This is a genomic window from Enterobacteriaceae bacterium Kacie_13, from assembly GCA_013457415.1.
Taxonomy (GTDB): domain Bacteria; phylum Pseudomonadota; class Gammaproteobacteria; order Enterobacterales; family Enterobacteriaceae; genus Rahnella.
In genome coordinates, this window is record CP045665.1 from 3492552 (window position 1) to 3510006 (window position 17455).

At 53.2% G+C, this 17455-nt stretch carries 16 protein-coding genes; 2 read left to right on the forward strand and 14 right to left on the reverse strand.

Annotated elements, in window-relative coordinates:
* Nucleotides 1–158: 158 nt before the first annotated feature.
* The 10 genes from ispG to trmJ all read right to left on the reverse strand — a co-directional run bounded on the left by ispG (nucleotide 159) and on the right by trmJ (nucleotide 10598).
* Nucleotides 159–1280, reverse strand: coding sequence for a flavodoxin-dependent (E)-4-hydroxy-3-methylbut-2-enyl-diphosphate synthase (ispG, locus tag GE278_15920; protein ID QLK62170.1), 1122 nt, complete (start codon nucleotides 1278–1280; stop codon nucleotides 159–161).
* Nucleotides 1281–1322: 42 nt separating this feature from the next.
* On the reverse strand, nucleotides 1323–2321 hold the full coding sequence (gene rodZ, locus GE278_15925; GenBank protein QLK62171.1) for a cytoskeleton protein RodZ: 999 nt from the start codon (nucleotides 2319–2321) through the stop codon (nucleotides 1323–1325).
* Nucleotides 2311–3072, reverse strand: a complete 762-nt coding sequence (gene pilW / locus GE278_15930) for a type IV pilus biogenesis/stability protein PilW (GenBank protein QLK62172.1) — start codon at nucleotides 3070–3072, stop codon at nucleotides 2311–2313. Before pilW ends, rodZ begins: the two co-directional genes overlap by 11 nt.
* A gap of 84 nt (nucleotides 3073–3156) precedes the next feature.
* Nucleotides 3157–4356, reverse strand: coding sequence for a bifunctional tRNA (adenosine(37)-C2)-methyltransferase TrmG/ribosomal RNA large subunit methyltransferase RlmN (gene trmG/rlmN / locus GE278_15935; GenBank protein ID QLK62173.1), 1200 nt, complete (start codon nucleotides 4354–4356; stop codon nucleotides 3157–3159).
* A 237-nt stretch (nucleotides 4357–4593) separates the two neighbouring features.
* Complete coding sequence (locus GE278_15940) at nucleotides 4594–5019, reverse strand: nucleoside-diphosphate kinase (GenBank protein QLK62174.1); 426 nt, start codon at nucleotides 5017–5019, stop codon at nucleotides 4594–4596.
* Between the two features lie 222 nt (nucleotides 5020–5241).
* Nucleotides 5242–6105: an enhanced serine sensitivity protein SseB gene (sseB, locus tag GE278_15945; GenBank protein QLK62175.1), complete on the reverse strand. Its 864-nt coding sequence runs from the start codon at nucleotides 6103–6105 to the stop codon at nucleotides 5242–5244.
* Between the two features lie 192 nt (nucleotides 6106–6297).
* The gene (gene pepB, locus GE278_15950; GenBank protein ID QLK62176.1) at nucleotides 6298–7608 is read right to left on the reverse strand and encodes an aminopeptidase PepB; all 1311 of its coding nucleotides are present in this window, start codon (nucleotides 7606–7608) and stop codon (nucleotides 6298–6300) included.
* Nucleotides 7609–7674: 66 nt separating this feature from the next.
* Entirely contained in the window at nucleotides 7675–8844 is a 1170-nt protein-coding gene (locus tag GE278_15955) for an IscS subfamily cysteine desulfurase (protein QLK62177.1), read from the reverse strand.
* Between the two features lie 320 nt (nucleotides 8845–9164).
* Nucleotides 9165–9659 carry a Fe-S cluster assembly transcriptional regulator IscR gene (gene iscR / locus GE278_15960; protein ID QLK62178.1) on the reverse strand — a complete coding sequence of 165 codons (495 nt, stop codon included), beginning with the start codon at nucleotides 9657–9659 and terminating at the stop codon, nucleotides 9165–9167.
* A gap of 201 nt (nucleotides 9660–9860) precedes the next feature.
* A complete protein-coding gene (trmJ, locus tag GE278_15965; protein QLK62179.1) occupies nucleotides 9861–10598 on the reverse strand; it encodes a tRNA (cytosine(32)/uridine(32)-2'-O)-methyltransferase TrmJ in 738 nt (245 codons plus the stop codon).
* A gap of 127 nt (nucleotides 10599–10725) precedes the next feature.
* Here trmJ and suhB point away from each other — a divergent pair, with 127 nt between their 5' ends.
* Nucleotides 10726–11529: an inositol-1-monophosphatase gene (gene suhB / locus GE278_15970; GenBank protein ID QLK62180.1), complete on the forward strand. Its 804-nt coding sequence runs from the start codon at nucleotides 10726–10728 to the stop codon at nucleotides 11527–11529.
* Nucleotides 11530–11591: 62 nt separating this feature from the next.
* On the opposite strand, the gene GE278_15975 is transcribed toward suhB, so the two are convergent.
* Nucleotides 11592–12611 (reverse strand): nickel transporter, encoded by a 1020-nt coding sequence (locus tag GE278_15975; protein ID QLK62181.1) that lies wholly within the window; start codon nucleotides 12609–12611, stop codon nucleotides 11592–11594.
* Nucleotides 12602–13225, reverse strand: a complete 624-nt coding sequence (locus tag GE278_15980) for a DUF1007 family protein (protein QLK62182.1) — start codon at nucleotides 13223–13225, stop codon at nucleotides 12602–12604. The genes GE278_15975 and GE278_15980 overlap by 10 nt, the downstream gene beginning before the upstream one ends.
* Before the next feature lie 229 nt (nucleotides 13226–13454).
* Here GE278_15980 and csiE point away from each other — a divergent pair, with 229 nt between their 5' ends.
* Nucleotides 13455–14750: a stationary phase inducible protein CsiE gene (gene csiE, locus GE278_15985; GenBank protein QLK62183.1), complete on the forward strand. Its 1296-nt coding sequence runs from the start codon at nucleotides 13455–13457 to the stop codon at nucleotides 14748–14750.
* On the opposite strand, the gene GE278_15990 is transcribed toward csiE, so the two are convergent.
* Both GE278_15990 and GE278_15995 read right to left on the reverse strand, forming a co-directional pair.
* A complete protein-coding gene (locus tag GE278_15990; protein ID QLK62184.1) occupies nucleotides 14747–15907 on the reverse strand; it encodes a 3-phenylpropionate MFS transporter in 1161 nt (386 codons plus the stop codon). The two genes, csiE and GE278_15990, sit on opposite strands and share 4 nt — an antisense overlap.
* A gap of 162 nt (nucleotides 15908–16069) precedes the next feature.
* Entirely contained in the window at nucleotides 16070–17323 is a 1254-nt protein-coding gene (locus GE278_15995) for an aminotransferase class I/II-fold pyridoxal phosphate-dependent enzyme (GenBank protein ID QLK62185.1), read from the reverse strand.
* Nucleotides 17324–17455: the final 132 nt, after the last annotated feature.

The following is a 17455-nucleotide window of genomic DNA, read 5'->3' on the forward strand; positions in this document are numbered from 1 at the left end:
AATGAACCCGATTATAGGGGGTTTGTGGCCTGCGGTTCAACGCACAGACGCCATCACCCCAGTCGGGTTCAATATAATGCAGGCTTATACCCGTCATTCTTCAAGCCGCCTGGAAGCGGCTCGAATTAGTGGGGTATAAAAATAGCCCGCAACCGATGTTACTTTTCAAGATGATTGATAACGATACGTTTACTCGCATCCATGATCGCCGCTTTGGCGCGGATCTTTGCTTCTAATTGGTCGATCATCTGTTCGTTATCAAAACGATCTCTTTGACGAACGCCGTCTTCGTAGAAACCACTTTTGTTATGGCCGCCAGTGACGCCAATAGTGGAAACCAGCGCTTCGCCCGGACCGTTCACCACGCAACCGATGATGGAAACATCCATAGGCGTGATCAAATCTTCGAGACGCTGTTCTAGCGCATTGACGGTGCCGATGACATCAAACTCCTGACGCGAACAGGTCGGACAGGCAATAAAGTTGATCCCACGAGAACGGATGCGCAACGATTTCAGAATATCAAAGCCGACCTTCACTTCTTCGACCGGATCGGCGGCCAGCGAGATACGCAGCGTATCGCCGATACCTTCAGACAGCAGCAAGCCGAGGCCGATAGCGGATTTGACCGAACCGGCACGCAGACCGCCCGCTTCCGTGATACCCAGATGCAGAGGCTGATCGATACGCTTCGCCAGCAGACGATAAGACTCGACGGCAAGAAACACGTCAGAGGCTTTTACGCTGACTTTGAACTGATCAAAGTTAAGTCTGTCGAGAATATCGACATGACGCATCGCAGATTCCAGTAGCGCTTCCGGCGTAGGTTCGCCGAACTTTTCCTGGATATCTTTTTCCAGAGAGCCACCGTTCACACCGATGCGGATAGGAATATTGTAGTGACGGGCGCAGTCCACCACGGAGCGGATGCGCGATTCATTACCGATGTTGCCTGGATTAATGCGCAGGCAATCAACCCCGTACTCCGCCACTTTCAGCGCGATACGGTAGTCAAAATGGATATCAGCAACGAGCGGAACATTTACCTGTTGCTTGATAAGCTTGAACGCCTCGGCGGCATCCATGGTAGGCACAGAAACGCGGACAATATCGACACCCACGCGTTCCAGTGATTTTATCTGGGCGACCGTCGCCGCGACATCTGTGGTGCGGGTGTTGGTCATCGATTGCACAGCAATCGGCGCACCGTCACCTACAGGCACCTTGCCGACATAAATCCGGGTTGATTTGCGACGGGTAATGGGTGCTTGGTTATGCATTACTTCACTCTCCATCGTTGCAATAGTCCGACAAGCTGCCGATTACTCGGCAGCGATAGTCAGGCGCGCAACACGGCTTGATTTTACAAAACGACTTAAATCAACCGGCTTGCCCTGGAATTGAATATCCACTGCACCCGGTGCGCCGATTTTCAGCTTATAAGGTGCAGTTCCCTTCACACTCAGGGTTTCGCCGCCTTTTTTGATGCCACTGAACAGGGTTTTACCTGATGCGTCATCGATCTGTAACCAGCAGTCGGCTTTGAATGTCAACGCGACAGCTTGTGGATCCGCACCTGCGGTAGCAGTTTGTGCATCACCGGTTGGCAGACCATTCTCAGCCGTTGCGGGCTGGCTGGTGGATACCGCAGCAGGTACTTGTGCTGCAGGCGTTCCGGAGGAAGCCGGTGCGCTGTTATCCGTTGGCGTTTGCGCCGTGTTCAAAGGAATTGAGTTCTGTGATTGTGGTGTCGTCGCTGCTGCGTCTGGCGCAGAAGAAGTGTCTTCTGTCGTCGGTGCAGAATTAGCGTTGTCACCACCGCCCAGAGGAATAGTTTGCCCCTGGCCGTTATCCTGATTCAGTTGAGCCGTAGACTGATCGGCCATTGTCGCGATTTCTTCCTGCTGCGCCTGATGGTTTTGCCACCACCATGCACCGGTCAGGCCAATCACCACAAACACCACCAGCCAGGTAAAGCCCATCAGCCAGCCATCGCGCTTTTTGCGAGACTTGCCGAGAGAGAAACCCTGCATAGAAGCGACTTTCGGCACTTTAATCGGGGCTTGCTTACCAATCAGGTTTAAGAGTTCTTCTTCCGGGATATGAACCAGTTTGGCATAGGAACGAAGATAACCACGCAGGAAAGTCGGCGCGAGATCGGCCGGCGTCGCATCTTCTTCAATTTGGCGAATCGTAGAGACTTTCAGACATAGGCGTTCTGCAACGGCCTGATGGCTGAGCCCTAACTCTTCACGTGCCTGACCCAGACGTTGGCCTGCGGTCAATTTAACTTTATTTTCTTGGGAGGCTTCAGTATTCATTAGCTAAGAACTGCTGGTACTGTTTGGATTGTGGATAACTTCGCGCAAGCTGCTTACCGAAGCGTTGAACGCTATCCGGATTGCCCGCTAACGCAGCGAATCGAATTTGTAACATAATGCTGTCAGCCGTGGCTGGCAGAACATGCTGGTAGATATCCAGTAGAAGTTTCGCCTGAGCACGATTCCCTTCTTCAAATTCTTTGGTTGCCTCTGTCAGCAAGGGTGCGCCTTTATCGGGATCGGTTTTTAATGCCCGGCTCAGTAACACTCGCGCTTCCTCATTCTGATTTGCCTTCAGAAAACAGTAGCCTGCATTTTCGAGACTGTCTGCAACCTGACCGTAATCAGGCGCATTGGCAGCGGCGCTAAACTGCTGTTGTGCCGGTACATACTGCCCTAAACTACACAAAAACGCACCGTAATTATTTAAGACGGTTCCATTTTGCGGAGCCAGCTTCAGCGCTTGCTGGTAGCGGCTTTCAGCAGCTTTCTGATCGCCGGTTTTTTGCTCGAAAAGTGCCATACCCAACTGAGTACGATAATCATCCGGCGCACTGTCCACGGCTTTTTGCAGATTCTGTTTTGCCGCATCCATATTCCCCTGAGAAAGATACGCCATTCCCAGTTCAAGACGCGTCTGTGATGCGCCGGTTGCTACCTGCGTCTCTTTCGAAGAGCTTGAACACCCCGTCAACAGAGAAGCTGCCAAACCGGCAGCTATCAGTATTTTAATACTGCCATTCATTGCCATGCTTAATTCCCTTTATTCTGCCACCGACAATAAAACACAGGGCTTTGAGTGATACCTCCACGCCCTGCGCTGACCTTCTGACGATTACACAGCTTTAACGGAAATCTGCTGCTCAGCCGCCATTTTTTTCTTCAACGTACGTTTTGTGCGGTCAATGACGTCACCGGCCAACTGGCCACAGGCAGCATCAATATCATCACCACGGGTTTTACGCACGATGACGGTAAAACCATACTCCATCAGCACTTTAGAGAAACGATCGATACGGCTGTTTGAGCTGCGGCCATACGGCGCGCCAGGGAACGGGTTCCACGGGATCAGGTTGATTTTACACGGCGTATTTTTCAGACGCTCAGCCAGCTCATGCGCGTGCTCGGTGCCATCGTTGATATGGTCGAGCATAACGTACTCAATGGTCACGCGGCCCTGGTTGGCGTTGGACTTACTGATGTAGCGTTCAACGGCAGCCAGGAACGTATCGATATTGTACTTGCGGTTAATCGGCACGATCTCATCGCGGATTGTGTCGTTCGGCGCGTGCAGGGAGATAGCCAATGCAACGTCAATCATGTCGCCCAGCTTATCCAGCGCAGGCACTACGCCAGAGGTAGACAGCGTCACGCGGCGTTTAGACAGACCAAACCCGAAGTCATCCAGCATGATTTCCATCGCCGGAACGACGTTTGTCAGGTTCAGCAAGGGCTCGCCCATGCCCATCATAACTACATTCGTGATGGGACGAGTGCCTGTGACTTTGGCAGCACCAATAATTTTGGCCGCACGCCACACCTGACCGATGATCTCGGACACGCGTAGATTACGGTTAAAGCCCTGTTGCGCCGTGGAACAGAAAGTACATTCCAGCGCGCAGCCGACCTGTGAGGAGACGCAGAGCGTGGCGCGGTCGCCGTCCGGGATATACACGGTTTCGACCAGTTGCCCGCCGACCTGAATCGCCCATTTGATGGTGCCATCGGTAGAACGTTGTTCGGAAGCGACTTCCGGAGCGCGGATTTCAGCCACGCGCGCCAGCTTGTCACGCAGCGGTTTATTGATATCGGTCATTTGCTCGAAATCATCGCTGCAATAGTGATACATCCACTTCATGACCTGATCAGCACGGAACGGTTTCTCGCCCATGTTGATGAAGAACTCACGCATTTGTTTGCGGTTAAGATCAAGAAGGTTAATTTTTGCGGCAGCAGGAGCAACAGTTTTCACTTCCTCTGCAGAAATAGGGAAGGTTTCAGACACGATTTGCTCGGGAGTTGTTGATTCTAACATAATGAAATATGGCCTCGTTGTTACACGTTATGGCGCCAGGGAAGTGCAGAACCTGCACTGTCTGCGCGCATAAGCGGCAATCAGGTGGCCTGCAATAAATTGCGCCCCGAAGAGGCTGGCTCATTCGGGGCGCAACATTGTACAAATTTTAGGGCAGAGTTGCCATGTTTGGAAGGCGACGCAGACAAAATTCTTGCGAATATGCGGCCTGTCTTCCGGCAATGAAGCCCGAAAATCTTAACGCGGGCAGATTTCGCTTTCGTCGAAGAAGTAAGCGATTTCGCGTTGTGCAGATTCTACTGCATCAGAACCGTGAACGGCGTTGGCAGTGAAGCTGTCAGCGAAGTCTGCACGCAGGGTACCGGCCAGAGCATTTTCAGGGTTAGTTGCCCCCATGATGTCACGGTTACGCTGAACTGCGTTTTCGCCTTCCAGAACCTGCACAACGATAGGGCCAGAAGTCATGAACTCAACCAGACCGTCAAAGAATGGACGACCTTTGTGCTCAGCGTAGAAACCTTCAGCCTGCTCTTTGGTCAGTTTCAGCATTTTAGAAGCAATGATGGAGAAACCTGCGCGTTCGAAACGTGCGTAGATTGCGCCGATATCATTGTTAGCAACGGAGTTTGGCTTGATGATGGAGAAAGTACGTTGGATAGTCATGGAAAACCTCAGTCTGACTTTTATAGGTAGGGCGGGTTAATTTAATGTTATACCTGCCGTAAAATGGCGGTGATTATAGGGAGCGAAGTTAAGATTGCCTACCCGAATCACAACATTTAATTAAAAAAATGCGGCATTGATTCACGATCATGAACAAACTGCCTAATCCCCTTAAACAAAACGGGGACAATAAGGGGATTAACGCAGAGATCCCCTTACCGTTTACGCCTGCCCGGACGAAGGAATGATGTTACGTAGCCAGCTTCCCCACTTACGCTGATAGAACGGTTGCGTATGGCTTATCAGATAATGGCTGATACCGCGTTCCTTTTCGGAAACAATACAGAAATCCACAGGACGGTCGTCTGGTGATGTTTCGGCGGCTACATTTCCCGCTTCACGGATCAGCGCTTCAATTTCCTGCTCGTCACCGTCAGCTTCAACCCCAATTAACAAGTTCGGCTGCTCGTCGACGGTTTTGTCGTGGATAAGCGCCATGAACGCCCGGCGGACCGGTTTTTTTTGCGTGAACAACGTCGTCAGCGCGTCGATCATTGCTGACGGATACTCTTCCGGCTGGCCTATCAGAAGCTGGCTTTCTTTATCGAGCACCAGTTCCGACGGCGCATTCAGGCCGCCGTTGTTCAGCAGCAGCGTGACTTCGCTTGGGTAAAACTCTTTACCGTATTCAGATTTTGGATTCAGAAACAACTCTTCACCCTGCGTCATTTCAAACAGCACACGGGCAGGAAGTGCCACAAAGGCCTGCTCATCCGGGCTTTCGCCTGCGCTGGCTTTTTCCAGAACGTCGACTGAAGAAAAGAAAGGAATGATCGAACTACCGTCCTGTTTTTCCCAGTGCAGGATATTCAGTTCGCTGCCTGCAGTGATCGCCACACTGCCCTGTTTTTCCGCATTATCCTGACCGGCATCGCCCAGAACAAACACGGTGGAATCCAGCAGCGTCTGGTAAAACGCCGGACGCCAGGCGGCAGCGGTCACGGACAGACGGAGAAGACGCTCCAGTTCGTTTTCACCGTTCGTCGCTGCGCTACCGGCAGGGAGATGATCGTGTGGGACACTCATGGTTTTTTACTCCGGTAAAGGTATAAAACGGGGCGCCCATGAGCGCCCCGTTGTGAAACATTGCCTAATACCCAAAATAATTCGAGTTGCAGGAAGGCGGCAAGTGAACGGATCCCGATGAGCTTACTCAAGTAAGTGATTCGGATGACTGAACGCAGCCAACGCATCTGCAGCTCGAAGTATGACGGGTATTTATTTAGCTTTTGCTAACAGCAGGTTGGCGACAGTACGCACGCCCAGACCGGTGGCGCCGGCAGACCACTGGTCAGCCGCACTTTTACGGTAAGTGGCGGAACAGTCGATATGCAACCAGCCTTTTTTGTAATCTGTCACAAAGTGAGACAAGAACGCGGCAGCGGTGCTCGCACCCGCGGTGTGAGAAGGACCGGCGATATTGTTGAGCTCCGCAAAGTTTGACGGAAGGTGTGAACGGTGGAACTCTTCCAGCGGCAGACGCCAGAACGGTTCGTGTTCTGCTTTGGCGCTTGCCAGCAGTTCGCCAGCCAGCGCATCGTCGAAGCTGAACAGCGCGTGGTAATCGTTTCCGAGCGCCGTTTTTGCCGCACCGGTCAGCGTTGCCGCGTCGATCAGCAGTTCAGGATTTTGCGCAGAGGCGTCGATCAGGCCATCGGCCAGCACAAGGCGACCTTCAGCGTCGGTGTTCATCACTTCAACGGTTTTGCCATTACGATAGCGAATGATATCGCCCAGTTTCAGCGCATTGCCACTGACCATGTTGTCCGCGCAGCACAGATATAGCTTCACGCGTTTGTTGAGGCCGTTGGCTGCAGCCAGCGCCAGCGCACCGGTCAGGGTGGCTGCGCCGCCCATGTCGGCTTTCATGGAATCCATTGAACCGCTCGGTTTGAGGCTGTAACCGCCGGTATCGAAAGTGATGCCTTTGCCGACCAGGCAGGCATAAACCGGCGCTTCAGCATCGCCGCTCGGGTTGTAATCCAGCGCCAGCAGAACCGGGGCGCGGTCTGAACCACGGCCAACAATGTGCAGACCGTTATAATTTTGCTGACGAAGATCTTCACCTTTGGTGATGCGGTAGCTGACTTTGTCGTTACCAAATTCACACATCAGATCCACAGCACGGGTCGCCAGCTGCTCCGGAGATAAATCTTCTGCGGGGGTGTTGATGGTGTTACGCACCCAGTCGATGATTTTCAGGCGCTGTTTTAGCGTGTTCGCGTCTTCTTCTGATAATTCGGCCCATTCAACGTGACGGGTGCCTTTCGGGCCACGGAAACCCTGCCAGAATGCCCAGCTGTTTTCAAGATCCCAGCCTTCACCGGCCAGTTTGACATTTTTAACACCCTGACCGTCGATACGACGTGCCGCGCGGGAGATTGCCGTCAGCGCGTCGCCGCCATTCAGATGAATGGTCATGCCCGCAGAATCGGTACTCAATGTGGCTTTGTCACCCCAGCGCGCGTCGGCGGGCTGAGTGGAAAGGAACACGGGCATGGCTTCATTGGTCGTTACTTCGGAACTCATAACAGCACTCCTGATTGTTTTTATCTTCAATGATGACAGGTAAATCGCCCTTTTATAGGGGGGACTTCATTTCGTATAAACGGGTGGCAGCTCACGCAGGCGGCGGACTGATTTCACCACCAGCGCAATTGCATAATCAATTTCTTCTTCGGTGGTCCAGCGCCCCAGCGAGAAACGGATGGAACCGTGTGCCAGCTCTTCACTCAATCCTATGGCACGCAAAACGTAGGAAGGTTCAAGACTGGCGGAGGTACAAGCCGAGCCGGAGGACACCGCCAGATCTTTCAGCGCCATGATCAGAGATTCCCCTTCCACGGCGGCAAAGCTGACATTGAGAATGTTGGGTGCCGCATGTTGTGGCGATCCATTGAGATGAACCTGATCCAGCTGCTGAATGCCCTTCCACAGACGATCCCGCAGTAAAGTCAGACGCGCCACTTCGGCGGTCATTTCTTCTTTGGCAATGCGATACGCTTCACCCATGCCGACAATTTGATGCACCGGCAGCGTGCCGGATCGCATTCCGCGCTCGTGGCCACCGCCGTGAATTTGCGCGTCGATACGCACTTTCGGTTTGCGGCGCACGTACAGCGCGCCGATACCTTTCGGACCATAAATTTTATGCGCAGAGAATGACATCAGATCGACCGGCAACTCACCGAGATCGATGGCAATTTTGCCTACGCTCTGCGTCGCATCGACATGGAACAAAACACCCCTACTGCGGCACAGTTCGCCGAGAGTAGCGATGTCCTGAATTACACCGATTTCATTGTTCACCTGCATGATCGACACCAGAATCGTGTCCGGACGCATCGCCGCTTCAACCGCCGCTGGCGTGATCACACCGTCTTCACGCGGAGCCAGATAGGTGACCTCGAAACCTTCGCTTTCGAGCTGAATGCAGGTATCGAGCACCGCTTTGTGCTCGGTCTGGCTGGTGATGATGTGATTGCCTTTCACACGCTGCGCATGGGCTGCGCCTTTGATAGCCAGATTGTCAGATTCTGTCGCGCCAGAGGTAAAGACAATTTCACGCGGATCGGCATTGATCAGATCAGCTATCTGATTACGCGCCACGTCCACTGCCTCTTCCGCCTGCCAGCCAAAGCGGTGCGAGCGGGAGGCCGGATTGCCGAAAGTACCGTCCAGTGTCAGACACTGCATCATCATCTGCGCAACACGCGGATCGACCGGCGTGGTGGCGGAATAATCGAGATAGATAGGTAATTTCATGGCAGGCAAGCTCCGGACTGCGCGTTCGTTATCGAACGAAAGAATTAAAAACGACAGCCAGTTTAAAACGGCTTCGCGGATTGTTAAAAGGGAAATGACGTTTTGCGGGCACTAATCGGTAAGAATTGGCGTCAGTAAATGAAAAAAGCCCGCGGAAATTAACTTCCCGTGGGCTTTAAAATGTCACTGAGCGCAGTATTTCCTAAATCATTCGGGTTGCATCAAGGCGGCGACTAAGCGGATCCCCTGGAGCATACGCAAGTATGTGACCGGGTAATCGCAGGCAGCCAACGCCGAGGCAGCTCGAAGGATGACGGTGATTAGGCTCTGAGGTTCACATTGATCGTTTCCATCTGACGGCCATTTGGCTGACGACGGACTTCACCGTTCTGACGGTCGGCCACTTCCAGGATTTCCTGGTTATTGACCAGCTCTGCCAGCGTGATGTTGTTGAGGAAGCCGCTGATGCGCTCGCTCAGATCACGCCACAGGGTGTGAGTCAGACAGCGTTCGCCGTTCTGGCACCCTTCTTTACCCTGACAACGGGTTGCGTCAACAGATTCGTCAACGGCCGTGATGACTGCGCCAACGGCGATATCTGCTGAATCTTTACCTAACAGATAACCACCGCCCGGACCACGAACGCTGGCAACCAGACCGTTTTTACGCAGACGCGAGAACAGCTGCTCCAGATAAGAAAGGGAGATGCCCTGGCGCTCAGAAATGTCAGCCAGTGGTACCGGTCCTTCCTGTGAATGCAGCGCTACGTCGAGCATAGCGGTCACGGCATAACGGCCTTTGGATGTCAGTCTCATAGCATGGTTACCTGTGTTGAATTACTTAAAATATGATGGTTCGGAACATGCAAATGAGTCTGCCATTCCCGAGTAAAACAGTCAACTATTTAACCTAGTAATTTACTCAAGTATTACAGAGCTGTAAGAACGATGTAGAAGAATACTCTCAACCACATGATAATAAGGCTAAAAATAGCCTTTATTATCAAAAAATGAGGCTTATTCTTTGCCGTTCTTAGTCTTTTCGATCGACGTCAGGATACCGCGCAGGATGTTTAACTCCTGAGATTCAGGTCGCGCACGGGTAAATAATCGACGTAATTTGCTCATTACCTGACCGGGGTGCGCCTGTCGAATAAAACCGGTTTCCAGCAGCGTATGCTCCAGATGCTGATAGAAACGCTCGAGGTCATCGACCAGCGGATAGGGTGACTCTTCATACTCTACCTGCGGCTTCGCAGCTTCCAGTAAAGCAAGGTGTGCCACGCGCACTTCATACGCAATGATCTGCACAGCCATCGCCAGATTCAGCGAGCTGTATTCAGGGTTCGCCGGGATGCAGACGTGGTAGTTACACTTTTGCAGCTCTTCGTTGGTCAGACCAACGCGTTCACGACCAAACACCAGTGCGACTGGCGCAGTTTGGGCCGCGATGGCGCTGTGCTCGCCGCATTCACGCGGTTCGAGCATCGGCCACGGCAATGTACGCGAACGGGCGCTGGTGCCGATCACCAGACTGCAGCCCGCCAGGGCTTCGTCCAGCGTATCAACGATCTTCGCATTCCCGATCACATCACTGGCACCGGCAGACAAAGAGATGGCCTGAGAGTCAGGTTTTACCAGCGGATTAACCAGATACAGGCTGGATAATCCCATGGTTTTCATGGCACGGGCGGTAGAGCCCATATTGCCAGTGTGGGAGGTTTCAACTAATACAATACGGATATTGGGCAGCATACAAACTCTGAGCGTGGCGGAAAATCACAACAGCCTATCACAACGGTAGTTAATTTTCAGAACCCCTGCTATACTGCGCGCCGTTTCCCGTATTCCCGTTCTTTAACATCCTAGTTGGAAGATATCCATGCATCCGATGCTCACCATCGCCGTGCGCGCTGCGCGCAAGGCCGGTAACCTGATTGCCAAACATTACGAAACGCCAGATTCTGTAGAAGCGACTCAAAAAGGTACCAATGATTTTGTTACCAATGTAGACCGCGAAGCCGAGCACATGATTATCGACGTCATTCGCAAATCCTATCCAAAACACACCATCATTAGTGAAGAGTGTGGCGAACTGGAAGGCGAAGACAAAGATGTACAATGGATTATCGACCCGCTGGATGGCACCACCAACTTCGTTAAACGCTTCCCACATTTCGCTGTCTCTATCGCCGTGCGCATCAAAGGCCGCACTGAAGTTGCGGTAGTTTATGACCCAATGCGTAACGAACTGTTCACCGCAACCCGCGGTCAGGGCGCACAGCTGAACGGTTATCGTCTGCGCGGCACCAACGCCAAAGACCTCGACGGCACCATTCTGGCGACCGGCTTCCCGTTCAAAGCCAAACAACACGCAAAAAGCTACATCAATGTGATTGGCAAACTGTTCACCGAATGTGCAGATTTCCGTCGCACCGGTTCTGCTGCACTGGATCTGGCGTATGTCGCCGCTGGCCGCGTTGACGGTTTCTTCGAAGTGGCACTGAAGCCATGGGATTTCGCCGGTGGCGAGCTGCTGGTTCGTGAATCAGGCGGCGTGGTGACTGACTTCGTTGGCGGTCATAACCATTACTCTTCTGGCAACATTGTTGCCGGTAACCCGCGCGTTGTTAAAGGTATTCTCAATACCATGCGCGAAGAACTGAGCGAAGCGCTGAAGCGTTAATTCCGCTGCTTATCAGTTAAAAAACGGACGTCCATTGCGGGCGTCCTTTTTTTATGCCTTTTTTAGCGACCGAACGGGCCGCCCAGCCCCGATGAAGCCTCTCCGCCCGCCGTGCTGTACAACAGAATGCCGACCACCAGCAGCACAATCCCGCCGCCTAAGGCAAGCAGTGACCAGGCGATGCGCTGCCAGACAGCTGGCGTCCGGCGGGTACTCAACCTCACCGCCAGCGCCCGGCTGTAAAATACCAACACGCCGATAAGGGACACCGTCAGCGAGGTGCCGATAGCCATCGCGATGGCAGAAATCACCCCCCAGCTGTACACGCCGATCACCTTGGCAAACAACAGCACCATGATCGCACCCGAACAAGGTCGCAACCCCATAGCCAGCACGATCGCGATTTGCGTGCGTAAATCGCCGCCCGCCTGCAACTGTTTATCACTCGGCACATGCTGATGCCCACAACCGCAATGGTCGTCATGTACATGCGGCTGTGCCCCCGGCAGTGAAATACTACGAATCTTCATGGCGGGCACAGGACGCAGACTTTTCATTGTCTGATTAACGCGTTTCAGTGCCCGCCAGCAGAGTAAAAGACCGAGCATGATCACCAGAATGAAACTCCCCTGCTCCATCCAGAAACTGCTCTGATGCAGCTGACGGGAAGAGAGCTGCAACACACCGAGCACCACACTGACCAGCAATATCGCTACCAGCCCCTGTACAATGGCTGAGGCGAAGGTCAGTTTCAGACTACTTTTCAGGCGTGAAGGATGCGTGGCGAGATAGGTGGTGATGACGATTTTTCCATGCCCCGGGCCGATGGCGTGGACAATGCCGTAAATCAGACTAAAGCCCGCCAGTGTCATGCCCGCCCGCATCGGATTCTCTTTTACCTGGCGCAATAACCCCGCCAGCTCCTGATGCAAATCCCGCTGCCACATAATGCTGCTGAGCAAAATGCGCGGCCAATAGTGCATCAGCAGAAAAGCGCCTGCCGCCAGCAAAATAAGAAAGACTGCCAGCGGCCACAGATCGCGCCAGGTAGCCGTTTTCGACGGCGTTGAGATTAATGACATTCCAGCGTGACCTTCTGAGCGAACTGCTGACCGAGATCCATGCTTTCTGGCGGCGCATCAGCTTTATCGAGCGACAGCGCGTAGCTTTGCAGCGACGCATTTGGCTTGGGCGTAAACAGCGCCAGGGTGCAGCGCTTTTCCAGAGCAGGCGGCATGTGCAGCGCGGTTTTATCTTTATAGGTCATGTCGACAAAATAGGAGGGATCAAACGTCATAAACTCCATCGGTTTTCCGGTCAGTAGCTGAGGCCGGGCGAGTGGCAGAACAAACTCAAGCACCGCCTGATCGCCTTTGCGGGAAAGCTGATACTCGCTCGGTAAATCCAGATATTTCACCGGTTTTCCTTCGCGATAAAAGTTGGTGAAGTAATGCTGACTGAGTACGCGTGCCATGACTTCTGCCGCCAGCTTCTTCCAGATATCCGAACCGGTTTTGGCATTTTGCGCGTCATACAGCAAATCCGCAGAGGTGATTTCATCCATCGTCCAGACCATTTTCAGGCCGGTTAATGACGTCTCGTCAGCCACCAGCGTGGTCTGCATATCAATAAAGCTGTGCGGATGCGCTGACGCCGCGCCCGACAGGCAAAAAAGCGCCAGCGCAAGCCAGCTCATATTGCGTCCTGACCGCCTCTCCCTGGTTTTTTGCAACGTCACTCTCCTGTAAAGCATCATTAAATTGTTACTTAGTAACAGTATTTTGCTGTGCAATTAAGCGGTCGTCAAAAATATCTGTGATCTGAGTTGTAAGCCGGAGTAAAACCCGGTGACCACGGCCTGTCGCGGGCGGGCGGTTTGCTATGCTTGACTAATAATTTCAAGTGACACCATTACAGAAGGTGATATGACTCTGGATCCACAACCCGCCCCCGCGCTTTCCGCCTCGCAACGTCGCTGCCACGTGTTGCTGATGCTGTACGCGCCGCTGACGGCTGTGCAACTGGAGATTATCAGCGAAATTAACCGGGTCGATCTGCGCACGACGTGGGACGATCTGGCGGAAGTTACCTGCGAGATCCAGCGGATACACCATCTGGACGTACTGCAATACAGTGAAAAAGAGTGCCGCATTCAGGGCGACACTCTCGCTCAGCGCCTGTGTCTGTTCCAGGGTTTACGACGCACACTGCGCATTTCCCCGGACTTTGTGCCTCGCCATTTTCTTCCCTGGTTACATATTGCGTTCGAAGGCCAGCCCTGCCCAAAGGTGGTGCTGCGCACCGATATTCTCGGTGTGATGATCGAAGATTGCGCCTCGTTATTGCCGAAAGGGCTGAGTGAACACGATTGCCAGCTGATACGCCTCTGCTTGCAATACTGTCTGTGGCAAAACGGGGCATGGCAAAGCGCGCTGTCCGGCGGCCTACGTTTCACTGAACAACAGCGTCGCTGGCTGCGCGAAAAAGCGGAGTATCCGGCGGCACGTGAACTTTTTATGCAACTGCAAGCCCTTAGTCACGGACTGCTGGATGACAACGAGTGTGAGTTTTTCACGCTGATGTTACGCATGCTGAAGACGCACAGCTACCAGAGTTCAGGCTCGACCGAAGACCAACGTTTGCTGTTGCAAATCGAAAATCTGGTGGCCCGCTTTCAGGATGTTGCAGGCATGAAATTCAGCAGCTACGAAGGTCTGGTCGGCCAGCTGTTCGCCCATCTCGGACCAGCGATCGAACGCTGTCATTTCGGGATTGGCATCGACAATCTGATGCAGGAAGAAGTAAACCGCATGTATCCGCGTCTGGTACGCACCACACGCGAAGCGCTGGAAGGGTTTGAGCAGGAGTATTTGATCCAGCTTTCAGAAGATGAAATCGGGCTGGTGGCGATCACTTTTGGCGCGTGGCTGATGCAGGGCAATGCGTTGCAGGAAAAACAGATTTTGCTGCTGACCCACAACAATCCGGCGCTGGAAGAAGCGGTCGAACAGCAAATCCGCGAAGCTACCCTTCTGCCACTGAATATCAAATATCAGACGCTGGCGGATTTCTATAAATTCGGTGCCCCGAGCGGCGTGGCGATGATCGTTACGCCCTATGCCACCCGGAGTACCGATGCGGATCCGCTGGTCATTCACACCCAACTGCCGCTGGCGAAAGAGCAGCGAAAACGTATCCGATCGCTGCTCGAAGCGCCTTAACTGACAGGTGTTACCGATGCAGAAGGCGTGACGTTCGGGCGCAGGAAGATAGCAGGAACAGCCAGAATCGCCATCACCCAGAACAATCCGGCATGCAGATGTTCAAACAGGAAGCCGGATACCATCGTCATAATCGCCACCCCGCCGCCCATTGCCAGCGCAGAATACACCGACTGGAGACGGATCACCTGATCGCGCGGACGCGCTGCGATAAAGCGCATTCCCGCCAGATGACAGACGGTGAATGTGCCACAGTGCAGGATTTGAATCACAATCAGCCATGGCAGCGCGGTAAATTCGCCCATCAGCCCCCAGCGCGCCACACCACATATCGCCGACAGCAACAGCAAATCGCGCGCTGACCAGCGGCTGAACAGCTGTTTGCTGAAGGTAAAGACCAGCACTTCCGCCACCACACCCAGCGACCATAAATAGCCGATAGTCGTCGATGAATACCCGACGTCCTGCCAGTAGATGGCGCTGAAGCCGTAATAGGCCGCGTGAGCGCCCTGCAACAGCGTGACGCATAACAGGAATCGCCAGACCGGCGTTTCGCCGAGCAGCGCTTTCCAGGTGATGGTCGGTGTGCCGCTCTGACGCGGTTCCCCCACCGGCTTCACGCTCGGACGCAATAACATACCGAGCAGCATCGCCGCCACACCGGCGGTCAGCGTGTACAAAATCGCATTATGCCCGTAGACCTCCACCAGTTTGCCGGTCAGCGCTGAGCCTATTACAAACGCAATCGAGCCCCAGACGCGCACTTTGCCGTAATCCATGTTGATCTGACGTTGCAGCGTGCCCGCCAGCGCATCGGTCAGCGGCACCAGCGGCCCGAAGAACAGGCTGAAACCAGCAATGTTGATCATCAGCCACGCCCAGCCATTGCCGAACCAGAAGCCAACGGCGAAGGCCAGTGTGAGTAATGCCAGGATGCGCAGCCCGGTGACTAAATGAGAAGGGTCTTTAATAGAAGGAGAAATGATTAACGTACCAAGGAAGCGTGCGACTAATCCTGCGCCGAGCAGCAGGCCAATATTTTCGGAAGAAATCCCCTCGCCTTTAAGCCATAACCCCCAGAAGGGAAGAAAAATACCGTAACTGAAAAAATAGGTGAAATAACTGAGTGACAGCCAGCGTGTGGAACGCAATTCCATAGATCCTCCGGTGTGAGGCCAATACTTTGACAGAGCTCACAATCGCTAGCAATCCGCAAACCTCTTCATAACAAAAGAATGTATGCCAGCTCACAAATTCTGATTCATACGTATAAAAAAACCCGCCGGAGCGGGTTTTAGCACCTGACGGTTACCGCAATATTATGCGTAAACCGGGAAGCGTGCACAGATGTCGAGAACTTTGTTTTTCACGCGTTCGATAGTAGCTTCATCGTTCACGTTGTCCAGCACGTCACAGATCCAGCCAGCCAGTTCACGGACTTCAGCTTCTTTGAAACCGCGACGTGTCACAGCCGGGGTACCGATACGTACGCCAGAGGTCACAAACGGGCTTTTCGGATCGTTTGGCACGCTGTTTTTGTTCACGGTGATGTTGGCGCGCCCCAGAGCGGCATCAGCTTCTTTACCCGTCAGGTTTTTGTCAACCAGATCCATCAGGAACAAGTGATTGTGCGTACCGCCGGAAACCACTTTATAACCACGTTCCAGAACCACAGCGACCATCGCCTGTGCGTTTTTCGCCACCTGTTGTTGGTACACTTTGAACTCGGGTTCCATCGCTTCTTTCAGTGCTACCGCTTTACCGGCAATCACGTGCATCAGCGGGCCGCCCTGACCACCAGGGAAGACAGCGGAGTTCAGTTTTTTGTAGAACTCTTCGCTGCCGCCTTTCGCGAGTATCAAACCACCGCGTGGGCCAGCCAGCGTTTTGTGTGTGGTTGTGGTGACGATGTGCGCGTGCGGAAGCGGATTAGGGTAAACGCCTGCGGCGATAAGGCCAGCAACGTGTGCCATGTCGACGAATAAGTAGGCGCCAATGCTGTCAGCGATTTCACGTAGTTTGGCCCAGTCAACGATACCGGAGAACGCGGAGAAGCCGCCGATGATCATTTTTGGTTTGTGTGCTTCGGCCTGACGTTTCACATCTTCGTAGTCAATATCGCCACTTTCGTCGATACCGTAAGGCACCACGTTGTACAGTTTACCGGACAGGTTAGCCGGTGAGCCGTGCGTCAGGTGACCGCCGTGACCAAGGTTCATCCCCAGAATGGTGTCGCCCGGTTGCAACAGCGCAGTGTAAACCGCGAAGTTCGCCTGTGAGCCGGAGTGTGGCTGAACGTTAGCGAAATCAGCACCGAACAATTCTTTTGCACGGTCGATAGCCAGTTGTTCAACGATGTCGACGTACTCACAGCCACCGTAATAACGTTTGCCAGGGTAGCCTTCGGCATATTTGTTGGTCAGCTGCGAGCCCTGAGCCTGCATAACGCGCGGGCTGGTATAGTTTTCTGACGCAATCAGCTCGATATGTTCTTCCTGACGAACAACTTCTTTTTCCATTGCTGCCCACAGCTCAGCATCATAATCGGCAATGTTCATTTCACGCTTTAACATCCGCATCTCCTGACTCAACAAACTAAAAATAAACGCCCCTTGCGGGTTCTGCGCCACAGTGTAAATGTTTAAGCGACCTTCGGATAGGGTCAGTTTAAGGTTTTTAAGCAAACGATTGGCTCCAGATACAGC

Coding starts and splice junctions, on each gene's coding strand:
- GE278_15975 (QLK62181.1), bottom strand. CDS start 12,611: ATGTCATTAATCTCAACGCCGTCGAAAACGGCTACCTGGCGCGATCTG.
- GE278_15955 (QLK62177.1), bottom strand. CDS start 8,844: ATGAAATTACCTATCTATCTCGATTATTCCGCCACCACGCCGGTCGAT.
- sseB (QLK62175.1), bottom strand. CDS start 6,105: ATGAGTGTCCCACACGATCATCTCCCTGCCGGTAGCGCAGCGACGAAC.
- ispG (QLK62170.1), bottom strand. CDS start 1,280: ATGCATAACCAAGCACCCATTACCCGTCGCAAATCAACCCGGATTTAT.
- csiE (QLK62183.1), top strand. CDS start 13,455: ATGACTCTGGATCCACAACCCGCCCCCGCGCTTTCCGCCTCGCAACGT.
- GE278_15980 (QLK62182.1), bottom strand. CDS start 13,225: ATGAGCTGGCTTGCGCTGGCGCTTTTTTGCCTGTCGGGCGCGGCGTCA.
- suhB (QLK62180.1), top strand. CDS start 10,726: ATGCATCCGATGCTCACCATCGCCGTGCGCGCTGCGCGCAAGGCCGGT.
- rodZ (QLK62171.1), bottom strand. CDS start 2,321: ATGAATACTGAAGCCTCCCAAGAAAATAAAGTTAAATTGACCGCAGGC.
- GE278_15995 (QLK62185.1), bottom strand. CDS start 17,323: ATGTTAAAGCGTGAAATGAACATTGCCGATTATGATGCTGAGCTGTGG.
- GE278_15990 (QLK62184.1), bottom strand. CDS start 15,907: ATGGAATTGCGTTCCACACGCTGGCTGTCACTCAGTTATTTCACCTAT.
- pilW (QLK62172.1), bottom strand. CDS start 3,072: ATGGCAATGAATGGCAGTATTAAAATACTGATAGCTGCCGGTTTGGCA.
- trmG/rlmN (QLK62173.1), bottom strand. CDS start 4,356: ATGTTAGAATCAACAACTCCCGAGCAAATCGTGTCTGAAACCTTCCCT.
- iscR (QLK62178.1), bottom strand. CDS start 9,659: ATGAGACTGACATCCAAAGGCCGTTATGCCGTGACCGCTATGCTCGAC.
- GE278_15940 (QLK62174.1), bottom strand. CDS start 5,019: ATGACTATCCAACGTACTTTCTCCATCATCAAGCCAAACTCCGTTGCT.
- pepB (QLK62176.1), bottom strand. CDS start 7,608: ATGAGTTCCGAAGTAACGACCAATGAAGCCATGCCCGTGTTCCTTTCC.
- trmJ (QLK62179.1), bottom strand. CDS start 10,598: ATGCTGCCCAATATCCGTATTGTATTAGTTGAAACCTCCCACACTGGC.